The following is a 14,528-nucleotide window of genomic DNA, read 5'->3' as shown; positions in this document are numbered from 1 at the left end:
AAGCGGAGCGGGGCGGGGGTCGGCGCCGCACCCCCACCCCGTCTCACGATCTTCGCTTCGCTGCGATCGTAAGCCGACCCTCCCCACAAGGAGGAGGGTGAAGAGCCGAGCCATCTCTCCGCAGGAGCACCCTTGCCCGCCCCCCTCATCGAAATGCGCGGCATCACCAAACGCTTCGGCGCCGTCAAAGCGAACGAGGCCGTTGATCTCAGCGTGGCGCCCGGTGAAATCCTCGGGCTGCTGGGTGAGAACGGCGCCGGCAAGACGACGCTGATGAACGTGCTGTTCGGCGCCTATGCGCCCGACGCCGGCGAGATTCTCATCCAGGGCAAGCCGGTGCGGATCACAAGTTCCGCCGATGCGCTAGCCGCCGGCATCGGCATGGTGCACCAGCACTTTCGCCTGGCGCCACGGCTCACGGTGCTGGAAAACCTTTTGATCGGCATTCCCGGCAAATCGGGCCGGATCGACCGCGCCGGCGGGCTGGCGCGGCTGGCCGAGATCGGCCGCCAGCACGGGCTGACGCTTGATCCCGATCTTCCGGTCTCGGCGCTCTCGGTCGGCGAGCAGCAGAGGCTCGAGATCGTCAAGGCGCTGTTTCGCGGCGCCAGGCTCTTAATCCTCGATGAGCCGACGGCGGTGCTGGCGCCGAACGAGGTCGACGGGCTGTTTTCGGCGTTGCGCTCGATGGCGGCGCAAGGCCTCGGCATCATCTTCATCTCGCACAAGCTCAACGAGGTGAGGGCGCTGACGCATCGCTGCACGGTGCTGCGGCATGGCCGCGTTGCCGGGCGCGTCGATGACCCCGCCAACACGACGCCCTCGGAGATGGCAACACTCATGTGCGGCCACGAGATCGTGCCGCCGGCGCGGGGACTGTCGACGCCGGGCGCGGCAGTGCTGACGCTCGATGGCATTTCCACCTCACGACATTCCGGCACGGCGCTGCGCGATGTTTCGCTTGCCGTGCGTGCTGGCGAAATCCTCGGCATTGCCGGGGTGTCGGGCAATGGCCAGCGGGCGCTGGCGGAGGTGATCTCCGGGACACGCGTGCCGGCTGCCGGTCAGATGACGATTGCCGGTCAGAAAGTCTCGCGGTTTTCGCCGCGCGAGGTGCAGGCGCTCGGTCTTGGCCGCATCCCGGAAGACCGCATGACGACCGGACTGGTCACCAATTTGCCGCTGGCCGATTCGATGGTGCTGCCCCGCATCGGTACCGCCGCGTTCAGCAGCAAGGGTTTGCTCAAGCCGGATGCGATCCGCGCCTTCGCGGAAGAGCAGATCAAGGCCTATGATATCAGGTGCCCCGGGCCGATGACCCGTGCCGGGGCGTTGTCCGGCGGCAATCTGCAGAAGGCGCTTCTGGCGCGCGAACTCGCCTTCGACCCGAAGGTTCTGATCGTTTCGCAGCCGACCCGCGGGCTCGATATCGGCGCTGCGCGCTTCATCCACGAAAAGTTCCTCGACATGCGGGCCAAGGGCTGCGGCATCGTCGTCATCGGCGAGGATCTGGAGGAGCTGCTGGTGCTCTGCGACCGCATTGCGGTGATGTATGAGGGCCGCATTGTCGGCACGCTCGACAGCGCCGATGCGACGATCGCCCGGCTCGGCCTGATGATGACCGGCGCGGAGGGGCACAGCTGATGTTTCGCCTGGAAGTCCGCACGTCAACGCCCGCCTGGTTCAATCTGGCTTTGCCGCTGCTGGCGATCGGCGCAACGCTTGTCCTGTGCAGCGGCCTCATTGCGCTGGCTGGCGCCGGTGTGCTCGAAGCCTATAGCGTGATGTTCACCGCCTCGCTCGGCGACAGCTACGCGATCACTGAAACGATGGTGCGCGCCGCGCCGATGATTTTTACCGGACTGGCGGTCGCGGTCGCCTTCCGGGCAAAATTCTGGAACATCGGCGCCGAAGGGCAATTGCTGGCCGGTGCGGTGGCCAGCTGCTTTGTCGGCGCCATCCCCATGCCCGGACCGCTCGCCATGGTGTTGATGGCGTTGGCGGGTGCTGCGGCAGGAGCCGCGGTCGCGCTGGTGCCGGCTACGCTCAGAGTAAAATTCAAGGTCGACGATGTCGTCAGTTCGCTGCTGCTCAACTCGGTCATCTACTACGCGCTGATGGCGCTGATCGAAGGACCGTGGAAGGACTCCTTCAGCGGCTATCCGATCTCGCCGCCGATCGAGGATTCGGCCAATTTCCCGGTGCTGCTTGAAGGCACGCGGCTGCATCTCGGCGTTATCGTGGCGCTGCTGACGGCACCGCTGATCTGGTTCCTGATCGTGCGCACGACGCTCGGCTTCAGGATCAGGGTCACCGGCGAAAACCCGGAAGCCGCCCGCTACGGCGGCATCAATGTCGAGCGGGTGCTGATCTCGACGGCGCTGCTGTCCGGCGCGCTGGCCGGGTTGGCCGGCGTCGGCGAGGTCGGCGGTGTGCATTTCCAGGTGATGAGCGACATCTCGCCGGGCTACGGCTATTCGGGTATCGTCGTTGCCATGCTGGCGCGGCTCAACCCGCTTGGCGTCGTGCCGGCGGCGATCTTCCTTGCCGCCGTGATGACCGGCGCCGAGGCGATGTCGCGCGCCACCGGCGTGCCGGCCTTCCTCAGCGACGTCATCCAGGGCACCGCATTGCTCGCCATGCTGGTGGCGCTGCTGTTCACCGCCTACCGCATCCGCCGCGTCGGGGTTGCCCGATGAGCGCGGTGTTCGAACAGATCTTTCAGGTCGGCTTCCTGGCCGCGATCATCCGCATCGCCACGCCGCTGGCTTTTGCAACGCTGGGTGAGATGTTCTCGGAACGCGCCGGCGTGCTCAATCTCGGCATCGAAGGCATCATGCTTTTGTCGGCGATGACCGGCTTCACCGCCGCCAGCCTCAGCGGCAGCCTGTGGCTCGGCGTGCTGGCGGCCGTACTGACCGGCATGCTGATGAGCGCGCTGCATGCGCTGTTCACGGTGGTGCTCGGCCTCAGCCAGCATGTCTGCGGCATCGGCGTGACGCTGTTCTCGTCGGGCCTCGCCTATTTCCTCTACCGGCTGATCTTCGGCCAGCAATCGGTGCCACCCAACATCAAGGGTTTTCAGACACTGCCGATCCCGGTCCTCTCCGACATTCCGGTACTCGGGCCGGCGGTGTTCAACCAGTTTTCGCTGGTTTACATGGCCATTCTCGCCATCCCGCTTGCGGCTTTCATACTCTACCGCACGCCGTGGGGCCTGTCGGTGCGCATGGTCGGCGAAAACCCGCGCGCCGCCGATTCGGCCGGTGTCAGCGTCATTGCCACGCGCTTCCAGGCGGTTGTCCTCGGCGGCGCGCTGATGGGGCTGGCCGGCGCCTTCCTGTCGATGGCGCAGTTCAACGCCTTCACCTTCGGCGTCGTCTCCGGGCGCGGCTGGGTGGCGATCGCGCTGGTCGTCTTCGGCCGCTGGGATCCGTGGCGCTCGGCGGGTGCAGCACTGCTGTTTGCCTTCGTCGATGCCTTGCAACTGCGCATGCAGGCCAGCGGGCTCGGGCACATCCCCTACGAGGCGTTCCTGATGCTGCCGTTCATCTTCACCATCGTCGCCATGGCGGTGATGTCGCGCAACGCGGTGGCGCCTTCGGCACTGCTGAAGCCGTTTCGGCGCGAGGAGCGGTAGCAAGGCTTGGGTTCCGGAAAGCCTCACATGGCCGTAAAACCGTTATCCACGAACAGATGCGTGCCGTTGACAAAGCTCGACTCGTCGCTGGCCAGGTAGAGTGCGGCCTTGGCCACTTCTTCCGGCTCGCCGATGCGGCCCTGCTGCGCGGCCAGCGCGGCATCTGAAACATCGACGCCGAGCCTGCCGAGGTCGGCCACCTCGCGCAGGCCGTGCGGCGTGCGGATGAAGCCGGGGCAGACCGCGTTGCAGCGGATGTTGCGGTCGCGGAACTCGACGGCGACAGCGCGGGCGAACATGTGGCAGGCGCCCTTGGTGGTGTCGTAGAGCACTTCGTTGGGAGTCGCCGCCACCGCCGAGATCGACGAGGTGCAGACGATCGAGCCGCCGCCCGCCGCAATCATGCCGGGCAGAACGGCGCGCGTCATCAGGAACATCGAGCGCACATTGACGGCATGCAGCCAGTCCCATTCCTGGACCGTCGTCTCCAGGAAGGGTTTGATGACGATGGTGCCGGCGTGGTTGAACAGCACGGTGACCGGTCCGAGTTTTTCGATGGCACCCTTCACCGCCGCTTCGACCTGGGCCTCGTCAGAGACGTCGGCGACAAAATGCTCGGCGACATGGCCGCGTGCCCTGATTGTCGCTGCGGTTGCGGCGGCCGCCTCGCCGTTGCGGTCGATGATCGCCACCTTGGCGCCTTCCGCCGCGAAAAGTTCCGAAGCCGCGCCGCCCATTCCCGTCGCGCCACCCGAAATGATGGCAATTTTGCCGGCCAGTCTCGTGCCCATTCTTCTGCCCCCTATGTGACGATTTCGCCTTGCTGGTTGGGCGATGCTACCGCGCCCGCGCCGGGCGGCCAATCCACGAATTGAGTGCAGCGGGGACAAGGCCATGGGTCCATTCCAGACGCAGAGCGAAACGGACGTGCCATATGGATCGGCCGTCCGAGCGGGCTCTCTAAGCAAGTGCCCACCAATTTCCAGCCTCCTAGGAGAAAATAGTTCTATCTTTGGCCAAAAAATAGCAATCGACAAAGTCTACAAGTTTTATAGATTAACCGCCGAGACGGAGGTCGATATGTCCTATATTCAGAACGCCCAGACGGATCGTAGCGGCCAGCGGGCGGCCAACGCCCAGGCCTTTCGCCCGGCCTATGCCGGCGCTTTCGCCTATCTCGTCTTTGCCCTTGCGTTCGTGTTCACCGGGGCCGTTGTTCTGGGCCTTATTCCCTGAGTCATCAGATCGACCGGGGGTTAACTGCCCACCGCTTTCAGAAAATCGGAGTTGAATGAACCGAATCCTCGGCGTGCTTTCGCGCGCCCGACGCCACGGAGGACATGGCAATGCCGATCGAGTTCACGCACATTCCCGGCAAGACCGCCGATGCCGCGGTTCCCTTTTTCTACGACTTTGCCGAGACCGCGACCAAGCTCGGGCTGATCGAGGATGGCGGCTTCCGCAAGATCGTCGTCGACGATTCGGCCGGACTGCTGACCAACATGGATCTTGCGGCCCAAGTGCTCGATCGCACCTCGTCGCTGGAAGTCGTGCTCACCCATTGGGCGGGCGTGGTCGAACCGACCGTGGCGGCCCGCCAACTGGCGTCGATCGACAGGAAAAGCGGCGGGCGCCTGGCGCTGAGAATGATCAGCGAGCCGCTGAGCGATGCCGACGCCGAAACTCGGCCGGTCGGGCACACCGTCATCTGGCAGCGCATAGACGAATATCTGGTGCTGCTGAAGCGGCTGTGGTCGAACGACCGGCCCTTCGACCACGAAGGAACATTCTACAGCATCAAGGGCGGCTATATCGAGCGCAAGGGACCGCACGGCGCCGACCTGGTCATCCGCATGGGCGGGCAGTCCGGAACGGCACTCAAAGTTGCCGGTCGGCATGCCGATGTCTTTGAATTGGCGCCGGGCTCGATCGATGAGATCCGGCAATTGATGGAGCGGGTGCGCCGCTCCGCCGCCGAACATGGCCGGGCCGGCAAGCTGCGCTTCGCGCTTCCCGTCGGGATCCACCAGGGTGCTTCCGCCTCCGGCCACAAGGCGGTCGATGTTGCCGGGCCGCCAGCCCAGGCCGCCCTGTCGCTGCTTGCCTATGCAGCCCTCGGGATCGATGAATTCATGATTGTCGGCGTCGACACGCCACGCGAGATCGCAACGCTCGGCCGGGAAACGATCGCCCTGCTGCGCAATTCGCTGGCGCGTCGCGAACACGAGGCATTCCAGCCTGGGGCATATGCGTCTCGTGCAGGATTGGAGACGCGCGCAACGGGCTGAAGTCCTTCAGCCTTTTGTTGTCTCAGGCAGGCCTGTCGCCAAGCCGTGACAGGCCTTCAAAGACAGCGCTCGAATCTGCCAGAACGCCGAAGACGCCGTCTTCGACCGTCACCATATGAAGCGCGGCCTCGTGGGCTTGTCTGTCGCCGCTGGCGCAAGCATCGGAAATCGTCAGGTATTGAAAGTTGCGGTCGCAGGCTTCGCGCAGCGTGGTGTGGACGCAGACATCCGTCGTGCATCCGGAAAACATGAGATGCGTGATGCCTTGCGCGCGGAGCACAAGCTCGAAATCCGTATAAATGCAGGCGCTGTTGCAGGTCTTGTCGACGATGATGTCGTGCGGTGCGACGTCGATCTCCGGAACGATCTGGAACCCCGGGCCCGAGCGCAGCAGGATATCGGTGCCGTCGAGACCGGCGCGCTTGCGGCGCCATTTTTCGTAAGGCGTCATATCGGCCATATCGGCCCGATAGCCCTGCCTGGTGTGGATGACCCTGACGCCGGCCTCGCGCGCGGCCGCGATCAGCCGGCTCACCGTCGGCAGGATCGCCCTTAGAGGCGACGGGTCATAGCCCTGCCTGGCGACGTAGCCCGTCGTCGACAGGAAATCCTGCTGCAGGTCGATGACGATCAGCGCGGTGTTTTCGGCCACCAGCCTGCCGTCATAGGGGAAGTCGAAGGGCGTCGCCTTGATCATCTGGGGTTCTCTCCTCACCGATTGTGAGGTCCATCCTGATCTGCGAAGCCGCGGCCGTCCACCAGGCAGCAGCCCTAACGGTCGCAATCGTTGTCCGGGGGATCACGACGATTTGTTGATCGTTGCAGTCATCTTCAATGTTGACTAGTAAGGTCATGTTTAATAGTGACCGGGCATCGGCCTGCCGAAAGCCGAAATCTGGAAATGCGGGCGGACGCACTGGAGAAAAGCCATGAGCATGGCTGGAATTGATGCCCAGACTGCCTTCCATATCGACGCGGTGCGCTTTGCCGTCGGCGAGCGGACGCTGCTCGGTCCGGTCTCGCTCGAACTGCAGCGCTCGCGGGTCTATGGGCTGATCGGCCACAATGGTTCGGGCAAGTCGACGCTGATCAAGCTCATGGCGCGCCAGCAGCCGGTGAGCTCGGGCGCCATCACTTTCGCCAGGCGTCCGCTGCCGCAATGGGGCGCCCGCGAATTTGCCCGCGCGCTTGCCTATCTGCCACAGACGACACCGGCGGCGACCGGCCTGACCGTGCGCGAACTGGCGACGTTGGGGCGCTATCCCTGGCACGGCGCGCTTGGCCGTTTCCGCGCCGAGGACAGGCAGCATGTCGACGAGGCGCTGGCCCTGACCGACATGGACGTGTTCGCGGACCGGCTGGTGGACGAAATGTCGGGCGGCGAGCGCCAGCGCGCCTGGCTCGCCATGCTGGTGGCGCAGAACGCCGGCGTCATGCTGCTCGACGAGCCGATTTCGGCACTCGACATCGCCCATCAGGTCGAGGTGCTCGGGCTGGTCAAGGAGCTCAGCCGCAAACGCGACCTATGCGTTGTCGTCGTGCTGCACGATCCCAACATGGCTGCGCGCTGCTGCGACGAGCTGATCGCGCTCAAGGACGGCAAGCTGCTGACGCGCGGCACGCCCGGCGAAATCATGCGCAGCGATGTGCTGAAAGGCATTTTCGGCGTGGAGATGGGCGTGTTCGCACACCCCGTCACCGGCCAGCCTGTCGGCTATGTGCAGTGACGAGATCTGATGCGGCGGCGGGAAATAGAAGGCGGCAAGCCGCTGTGAGAACAAGGAAGAAGCTGTTGTCGAAAACTGGTTTGTTGGCGGCGTTGGTCGCATCCGTCATCCTGTCGGCCGGCAGCGCGATGGCCCAGGAGCAACCGGCCGGTGCGGCGCCGGCGATTGAAACCCCCACCCCGGCTGCTCCCGCAGCCCCAGCGCCGAGTGCGCCGGCACCCGCCGCACCGGCAGTCGCTCCGCCGGCCACGACGGCGCCTTCGCAGCCAGGCACCCAGCCGGCGGCGATGGAGTTGACCTTGCCGCATGACCTGTCGCCATGGGGCATGTTCATGGCGGCTGATATCGTCGTCAAGGCGGTGATGATCGGGCTGGCCTTTGCCTCCCTCGTCACCTGGACGATATGGCTGGCCAAGTCGCTGGAGCTTTTCGGCGGCAAGCTGCGCATCCGTCGCGCCGTGCGGGCGATCGGCGAAGCCGCCACGCTGAAGCAGGCCAGCCGTACCCTCGACCGCAGCGGCGGCCCGGGCGCGCTGCTGGTGCGGGCGGCCGAGGAAGAGACCGCACTCTCAGCCGGCGCGCTCGATCATGTCCCGGGCGATGGCCTCAAGGAACGGGTCACGTCGCGCCTGTCGCGCATTGAGGCGGCGGCGGCGCGGCGCATGTCGCGCGGCACCGGCCTGCTGGCGACGATCGGCTCGACCGCGCCCTTCGTCGGCCTGTTCGGCACGGTCTGGGGCATCATGAACGCCTTCATCGGCATCTCGCAGGCGCAGACCACCAATCTCGCCGTGGTCGCGCCGGGCATCGCCGAAGCGCTGCTGGCCACCGCGATGGGCTTGGTCGCGGCCATACCGGCCGTCGTCATCTACAACGTCTTTGCACGCTCGATAGCCGGCTATCGGCAGATCCTCGCCGATGCCTCGGCCGGGGTCGAACGGCTGGTCAGCCGCGACCTGGACTTCCGCACAGTCGCGCCGGCAGCGCCGCTGGCGGCCGAGTAGCGCCATGGGAAGCAGAATCCGACAGACCGTGGATGACGATCTCGAGGAAAGCCACGAGATCAACGTCACCCCGTTCATCGATGTCATCCTGGTGCTGCTGATCATCTTCATGGTCGCGGCACCGCTGGCGACGGTGGATGTCAATGTCGATCTTCCGGGGTCGACCGCGACGCCCGCGCCGCGGCCGGAAACGCCGCTGTTCCTGACGTTGAAGGATGATCTCACGCTGGCGATCGGCAACGATAGCGTGCCGCGCCCGGCTTTCGCCGCGACGCTGGACAGCCGGACAAAAGGCGACAAGCAGACGCGCATCTTCCTGCGCGCCGACAAGGCCGTCGCCTATGGCGACCTGATGGAGGCGATGAACCTGCTGCGCGGCGCCGGCTATCTGAAGATCGCGCTGGTCGGCCTGGAGACGGCTTCCGCGTCCAATGCTCCGACACCCTCAGCCTCTGGTGCGGCGGCGCCATGACGCAAGCGGTCGCCGTGCCCTCGGTCCAGTTGTCGCGCTTCGGTTGGCGCGACCTTGGCTTGTGGGCCGGTGCTGCCGCGCTGGTCCTTGGAGCTCATGTCGCGGTCGCCTATGCAGTGCAGAATCTCACCATGGTCACCGAAGCGGATGGCGGCCCACCTCCGGCCCAGATAATCGAGATGGCGCCAATGGTGGTGATGCCGGCCGTGGAAGAACAGGTCGCCGCGCTGGACGCGGTGACGCCAGATCAGACCGAACCGACGCCGACGACCGAGCCGACACCTGAAGAACCGGTCGAAAAGGCGGAGCCGGTTGTCGAGCCGTCGGAAGCGGTCGCGCCCGACGAGGCCGAACCCACCCGGACCGAAACGGCTGAACAGGTCGATCAGCCGCCGCCGGATGAGGTCGTCCCGGATGTTGTCGAGGCTGTCACGCCAGACGTCGTCATTCCCTTGCCGCAGCCGAAACCGGTCGAGGTTGTCAAAGACAAGAAACCGGTCGCGGCCAAGGCGAGAAAGCCTGTCGAGAAGCCCAAGCCGCGGCTTAAGAAGGAGAAGGCGGCTCCGCCGAAGACGGCAACCGTCGCCAGCGCCGACGCACGGCCCGCGGCCAGGACCGCCGCGCCGAAGGCGGCGGAATCGACGTCGCGCTCCGACGACTCCAGCAAATGGGACTCCCGTCTGGGCGCCTGGATCAAGCGGCACACGCGCTATCCCAGCTCTGCCAAGGCCCGAGGCGTGGAAGGCAGGCCGTATGTCGCCTTCACGGTCGACTCGTCCGGCCGGGTCTTGTCTGCCAGGCTCTCTCGTTCCTCCGGGGATGCGGACCTGGACCGTGCGGCACTCGCCGTGCTGCAAGGCGCCACGGTGCCGGCACCGCCACCGGAACTTGGCTCGCGTCTGAGTCGTACAGCGCCGTTCGTGTTCAACCTGCGCAACTAAGAGCATTTCACCGTTTCACGGAAACGGCGAGCTGCTCTAAACCTTTGTTCTGACGCAATTCTAAACGGAAAACCGCTTCACACTTTTCCCAGAATTACTCTAGAGCCGAACTTGATCGGCCGGCCTGTCAATAGGTCAGTGAGAGGCTCAGGGCCTCGACCTGTTCGAGATAGAAACGGCATTTCGTGCGCAAGAGCCCGAGGCTCGGGTCATCGGTTCCGTTGATCTCGATGGTCTGCATCATGAAGTCGAAATGGGCGTGGAAGGCGTCCACTGTACCCCAGAGACTGTCGGCCTGGCAGCTGTCGGCAATCGCCATCGAGACGAGTTGGCGGGCCTCGACCCGCGCAGCGTCAGGCGATGGCGGGTGCCTTGCGATCAAGGCCTCGAGCCGGCTGAAAATGCTTTCCCTGGCGTCGACGCTTCTGATGTTGGCAATCATGTTCATGTGCAAGTCCCCCTTGGCAATTCCAGCCGCGCAACGGTTTCCCGTCTGGAATTGCTTGAAAAAATGGCTAGAGCCGGCTCAGTGTTCGCAATCGCCCTAGGGTTAGAGCGACTGGTGCCGGTTCTGCGGACAGGATGCCATCAAGGCCGGGATTGCGGCCGCATCGGAGGGATGGCCCCTGATGATGTTGGCGACCTCGGCATCGGCCTGCTCGAACCAGTAGACCATGTCGGCGCGGTGCAGATCTGTCGCGGCTTTCTTCAGCAACGGCAGCAGGCTTTGCAACGCGCACAGCGTCTCCCAGCGGTTTGGCCGGGAGGTCGAGCCTGCCACCGCGCATGCGGCTGACGATTGCATGTCGCTACGCTCTCCGTGGCTGGGCGGCACGATTGTCCTTTGCCTGCGCCTTGGGATGCAGCGGATTGCCGCTGAGCTGCGCATGCCTGGCCGGCCGTGCGCCGCGAAGAACGTCGAAGGCCTCCGCATAGGCCATGCCCAGCAGATAGGAGATCATCGGAAAACGGCTTGCTTCGGCCATCTGCACGAGCTCATTGGTCATCGACGAAATATATTGAAGACTATCGATTTCTGACTGGCGTAAGGATTGATTTGGCACGTGCTGCTCCTGTCTCTGGTTATACCTGGGGAACGCGTTACTGGCCGAACTGCACATTGTTGGTCGACTAATTGATGGATTGGCCCGCGGTGGACGGGTCTCTTTCCGGGGTCGAAAGGGTCAAGGCATAGATCGGTGCGTCGGTGAGACTGTCGAGACCAAGCAGCCGCTTGATCGCGGAATGACTGAGCGCGGCTGTCGGACATGCCGACAGGCCATGATTGGTCGCCGCCAGCATGATGTTCTGGCCGATATGGCCGGCCTCGATCAGCACGACACGATAGGCGTTGGCGTCCTCATATTTCCACATCGTGCGATCGAGCCTGGCGCAAAGCAGGATCAGGCACGGCATGGCGTCGGCCCACTCCTGTCCGCCGACCAGTTCGGAAATCTTCGGCAGATGGTTCGCGGAAATCCTGCCAAGGTCGTGATCCGCGGCGGAATAGTGATAGACACCGGGTTCGAGCCCATCGACGCCGAGCGCGACCACATAGGCCTCATAGGGATTTCGCGCGCCGCCGGAAGGGGTCATGCCAAGCGGCAGGGCGCCAACGCAATTGACGGTCTCGCCGATGATGCCGAGCCCTGCGAACAGGCAATCGGAAAGCTGTTTGGCCGTGATGGTGGGCCGAGCCGCCGTGCGGTTGGTGCGGCGCCGCGCCATCAAGCTAAGAAGTTCGTTGTCTTCCAGTGCATTCGGCAACTGGATGGCGCCAGCGGAATTCTTGAGCAGGAGGTCCGGCTGCGGCGTATGGCCGGCGCGTTCTATCTGCCGCTCTTCCGCTTGCTCAATGGTCATGTATTCGCTGTCCTGGACGCAGAAATGCATCAGCGCCGTCGGAAGCCCCCAATTCCATTGTCCTGAAAACTGTTCCTCCTGCTCGGCGAGAGGCGATCCGGCGGTGACCAGGGCGGAGAAATCGAGCAACCGGGGAACGACAGCCTTCAACTCGGACTTCGACCACCCATGGGCGCGGGCAATGTCCGCTGTCGATGCCCATTTGTCCCACGATGCTAGAAGGCCGACCATCTCAGGGCTGCATTCAAATACGCTTCTGGTCAGGAAGTTGCATGCCGTGACCTTGTTTTGTCCGGGGTAGAAAACAAGCGTTTTCGAAGAGCGCATTTTCATGAAGCTGGATGCCATCTGCGGAGCCGAGGCGCCGACAAGCGAACCGCTCGTCGGCGCAGAACGGCTTCAGCGCTTGTTGTAGTGCATACCCTGCGAAAAGAAGACGGTCTGCGTGCCGGCGGCAATCGTCAGCTTCGGAGCATTGGTCACTTTCTTGGCCATTTTTATCCCTTTCCTGACCCCATTTGGGATCCGTTGAAAGACCCCCAGAACGGGATCCGCGTGAAGAAAGGTAAGGTCGGAAGAGTTAATGGTTTGTTAAAATTATAGTAAAACCACGAGCCGAAGACGGACGCGTGGATTATCTTTCCTGGCATTAAAGTGTAAAATATCGATTTTATTCAAATACAGAGTAGACAATCGTCGTCGTACGCTTTATCGGCGTATGCTTATTCTTATTTGGCGTAAGAGACGGCGATCCGAGGGATTAGCCCAACCCGTCCCGGGTGAGGCTGACAACCAGTTGGTCGACGCCCGGATCGTCGAGACTGATGACATGCGCCATGCTGATGGCATCCCTTGCGTGGATGTTGGCAATGTCGCGCCGCATGATGACAGATACGAATGCCGGGCCGGCCTCCGTCAGGAGCATGGCCTTGCCCATCAGCACCGGTTCGGAGATGGGAGCCCATTGCACGGAGATCAGCGACGGCTCTCCGGTCTGGCGGCGATTGATGCCGCTGAAATAGATCCAGTTCAGCCGCGAGATCGCCACCCCATAGTGATTGCCGCGCGCTCGTGCCCAGGTCGATCCCCGGCGCTCCGACCATCCTGTGACCCTTCGGAATGTGACCAGTTCGGCTTCGCGCCGCACGAAGGTCACCGAGCGCATCAGAAGGTCGAGACGGCCCGGGATCGAGAAATAGGTGAAATAGGTGCCGCCCGCGATCGAAGGACTGGGAGGGCGGATCATCTGGTTGAACAGGCTCTCGGAAACTGGCGGCAGGCCACGCATCGCTGGCTCGGGTGCGCCGGGATCCTGGTACAGTTCGGCCTCGTCGATCCGAAAGTAATCGCATATCAGCTTGGCGGTGGCCTTGTTGGGAACGGTCTGCCCTTGCAGGTAGCGTTCGAACTGGGTGCGATTGATGTGCAGCTCACGGCATACCGCACTTACGGAGGCATGGTCCTTGCACAGCCGTCTAAGGTTTGCAGCGAGATTCTCGCGAATTGACACGTCTTTGCTTCCGCAGGCGGATTTTTCATTTCGACTCGAAATCCATATAGCGTCTCCGGTCGCCCCCGCCGAAACGCCTGGTCACAACGCACAGAAAAAACTGATTTGATAATCTCATTTTAGTGGGGCGGTTTGCAAAAAAAACGGAAACAATCGATGAGCGCTTCCGCCATAAGTCCAATTGACAAAAGCCTTGCCGGATATCGCGAAAAAGGCGGTGCAGTCCGCGGCCTTTTTGGGCGCGCTGGCACAGCAAATGCCAACCGCGAGGCAAGCCGGGACGAGCATCGCGGACGGCATCCGGCGCGGAGAGTGAAGAATTATTCCGCTGGTGGAGCTGAGGAGGATCGAACTCCTGACCTCGTCATTGCGAACGACGCGCTCTCCCAGCTGAGCTACAGCCCCGTCCAGCGGATGGGGGCATTTATCGGGCGCCGCGGTTTCCTGTCAAGGCGGCGCTTTGCCGAAATCCGTGTCCGCCGACATCGGGCCGGCGCGCGGCGGAAGGCGGCCCTTGCCGGTTTCGCCTGCAATGGCTACATGTCGGCAACAATTGGAGACCGGCATGCTCGCCCTCATTCAGACAATCGTCATGGCGCTTGACCTCTACTGGTGGATCATCATCGCCTCGGCGATCTTCTCCTGGCTCTACGCCTTCAACGTCGTCAATTCGAAAAACCAGTTCGTCGGCAGTATCGGCAACATGCTCTACCGGCTGACCGAGCCGGCGTTGCGGCCGATCCGCCGCTTCATGCCGGACCTCGGCGGCATCGACATCTCGCCGATCATCCTGCTTCTAATCCTGTTCTTCCTGCGGCAGTTCATACTCACCACGGTAGCGCCTCTGATCCTGTGAGCAGGATGACCGCATGAGACTTCCTGTGTCAACCTTTGGCGAGCAAGACGGCTGCGGCGGGGTGTCTGTCTGGATTGTAGAGTGTACCGTCCTGCCAGGTGCGCCAGAGGATTCTGAGCCAAGCTCTGGCAAGGATGCGAACGGCATGAGGGTGTCTGCACCCTCGCTTTCTGGCGTCCTGATAGACCTTTGCAGCCCAAGGGCTGGCATGTCTGGAGTTGTCGGCG

Annotated in this window: 17 protein-coding genes and 1 tRNA gene; 10 read left to right on the top strand and 8 right to left on the bottom strand. The window is 63.4% G+C overall.

Annotated elements, in window-relative coordinates; genetic code table 11:
• Positions 1-132 precede the first annotated feature (132 nt).
• The 3 genes from EOA16_RS32170 to EOA16_RS32160 are packed head-to-tail and all read left to right on the top strand — an operon-like array spanning position 133 to position 3,640.
• On the top strand, positions 133-1,644 hold the full coding sequence (locus EOA16_RS32170; RefSeq protein ID WP_127261708.1) for an ABC transporter ATP-binding protein: 1,512 nt from the start codon (positions 133-135) through the stop codon (positions 1,642-1,644).
• Positions 1,644-2,699: an ABC transporter permease gene (locus EOA16_RS32165; RefSeq protein ID WP_127261707.1), complete on the top strand. Its 1,056-nt coding sequence runs from the start codon at positions 1,644-1,646 to the stop codon at positions 2,697-2,699. The genes EOA16_RS32170 and EOA16_RS32165 overlap by 1 nt, the downstream gene beginning before the upstream one ends.
• On the top strand, positions 2,696-3,640 hold the full coding sequence (locus tag EOA16_RS32160) for an ABC transporter permease (protein WP_127261706.1): 945 nt from the start codon (positions 2,696-2,698) through the stop codon (positions 3,638-3,640). The genes EOA16_RS32165 and EOA16_RS32160 overlap by 4 nt, the downstream gene beginning before the upstream one ends.
• 23 nt (positions 3,641-3,663) lie before the next feature.
• On the opposite strand, the gene EOA16_RS32155 is transcribed toward EOA16_RS32160, so the two are convergent.
• On the bottom strand, positions 3,664-4,431 hold the full coding sequence (locus EOA16_RS32155) for an SDR family oxidoreductase (protein ID WP_127261705.1): 768 nt from the start codon (positions 4,429-4,431) through the stop codon (positions 3,664-3,666).
• A gap of 289 nt (positions 4,432-4,720) precedes the next feature.
• Here EOA16_RS32155 and EOA16_RS32150 point away from each other — a divergent pair, with 289 nt between their 5' ends.
• Positions 4,721-4,876: a hypothetical protein gene (locus EOA16_RS32150; RefSeq protein WP_081738744.1), complete on the top strand. Its 156-nt coding sequence runs from the start codon at positions 4,721-4,723 to the stop codon at positions 4,874-4,876.
• A gap of 110 nt (positions 4,877-4,986) precedes the next feature.
• Positions 4,987-5,928: an LLM class flavin-dependent oxidoreductase gene (locus EOA16_RS32145; RefSeq protein ID WP_127261704.1), complete on the top strand. Its 942-nt coding sequence runs from the start codon at positions 4,987-4,989 to the stop codon at positions 5,926-5,928.
• A gap of 22 nt (positions 5,929-5,950) precedes the next feature.
• On the opposite strand, the gene EOA16_RS32140 is transcribed toward EOA16_RS32145, so the two are convergent.
• Positions 5,951-6,625 carry an isochorismatase family cysteine hydrolase gene (locus tag EOA16_RS32140; protein WP_127261703.1) on the bottom strand — a complete coding sequence of 225 codons (675 nt, stop codon included), beginning with the start codon at positions 6,623-6,625 and terminating at the stop codon, positions 5,951-5,953.
• Positions 6,626-6,863: 238 nt separating this feature from the next.
• On the opposite strand from EOA16_RS32140, the gene EOA16_RS32135 reads away from it, so the two are divergent.
• The 4 genes from EOA16_RS32135 (at position 6,864) to EOA16_RS32120 (ending at position 10,072) form a co-directional block, all read left to right on the top strand.
• Positions 6,864-7,655: an ATP-binding cassette domain-containing protein gene (locus tag EOA16_RS32135; protein ID WP_164754454.1), complete on the top strand. Its 792-nt coding sequence runs from the start codon at positions 6,864-6,866 to the stop codon at positions 7,653-7,655.
• A gap of 65 nt (positions 7,656-7,720) precedes the next feature.
• Positions 7,721-8,659, top strand: a complete 939-nt coding sequence (gene exbB, locus EOA16_RS32130) for a tonB-system energizer ExbB (protein WP_127261701.1) — start codon at positions 7,721-7,723, stop codon at positions 8,657-8,659.
• Positions 8,660-8,663: 4 nt separating this feature from the next.
• Positions 8,664-9,131, top strand: a complete 468-nt coding sequence (exbD, locus tag EOA16_RS32125; protein ID WP_127261700.1) for a TonB system transport protein ExbD — start codon at positions 8,664-8,666, stop codon at positions 9,129-9,131.
• Positions 9,128-10,072, top strand: a complete 945-nt coding sequence (locus EOA16_RS32120) for an energy transducer TonB (protein WP_127261699.1) — start codon at positions 9,128-9,130, stop codon at positions 10,070-10,072. The genes exbD and EOA16_RS32120 overlap by 4 nt, the downstream gene beginning before the upstream one ends.
• Positions 10,073-10,199: 127 nt before the next feature.
• Here the strand turns inward: EOA16_RS32120 and EOA16_RS32115 are convergent, their stop codons facing one another.
• From EOA16_RS32115 to EOA16_RS32085, 6 genes are all read right to left on the bottom strand, one after another.
• The gene (locus EOA16_RS32115; RefSeq protein ID WP_127261698.1) at positions 10,200-10,520 is read right to left on the bottom strand and encodes a hypothetical protein; all 321 of its coding nucleotides are present in this window, start codon (positions 10,518-10,520) and stop codon (positions 10,200-10,202) included.
• A 102-nt stretch (positions 10,521-10,622) separates the two neighbouring features.
• The gene (locus EOA16_RS32110) at positions 10,623-10,877 is read right to left on the bottom strand and encodes a hypothetical protein (RefSeq protein WP_127261697.1); all 255 of its coding nucleotides are present in this window, start codon (positions 10,875-10,877) and stop codon (positions 10,623-10,625) included.
• A gap of 4 nt (positions 10,878-10,881) precedes the next feature.
• Positions 10,882-11,058 carry a hypothetical protein gene (locus EOA16_RS32105; protein ID WP_224700463.1) on the bottom strand — a complete coding sequence of 59 codons (177 nt, stop codon included), beginning with the start codon at positions 11,056-11,058 and terminating at the stop codon, positions 10,882-10,884.
• Between the two features lie 145 nt (positions 11,059-11,203).
• Positions 11,204-12,166: a SagB/ThcOx family dehydrogenase gene (locus tag EOA16_RS32100; protein ID WP_245456071.1), complete on the bottom strand. Its 963-nt coding sequence runs from the start codon at positions 12,164-12,166 to the stop codon at positions 11,204-11,206.
• A 529-nt stretch (positions 12,167-12,695) separates the two neighbouring features.
• Positions 12,696-13,445 (bottom strand): helix-turn-helix transcriptional regulator, encoded by a 750-nt coding sequence (locus tag EOA16_RS32090; protein WP_127261695.1) that lies wholly within the window; start codon positions 13,443-13,445, stop codon positions 12,696-12,698.
• A gap of 329 nt (positions 13,446-13,774) precedes the next feature.
• A tRNA-Ala gene (locus EOA16_RS32085) sits at positions 13,775-13,850 on the bottom strand.
• Between the two features lie 160 nt (positions 13,851-14,010).
• Here EOA16_RS32085 and EOA16_RS32080 point away from each other — a divergent pair.
• The gene (locus EOA16_RS32080) at positions 14,011-14,301 is read left to right on the top strand and encodes a YggT family protein (RefSeq protein WP_127261694.1); all 291 of its coding nucleotides are present in this window, start codon (positions 14,011-14,013) and stop codon (positions 14,299-14,301) included.
• Positions 14,302-14,528: the final 227 nt, after the last annotated feature.

Origin of the sequence: Mesorhizobium sp. M7A.F.Ca.US.008.03.1.1 (genome assembly GCF_003997495.1) — a bacterium.
Lineage (GTDB): Bacteria > Pseudomonadota > Alphaproteobacteria > Rhizobiales > Rhizobiaceae > Mesorhizobium.
The sequence above is the reverse complement of the archived record's forward strand: the minus strand, read 5'-3'. Positions and strand labels throughout refer to the sequence as shown.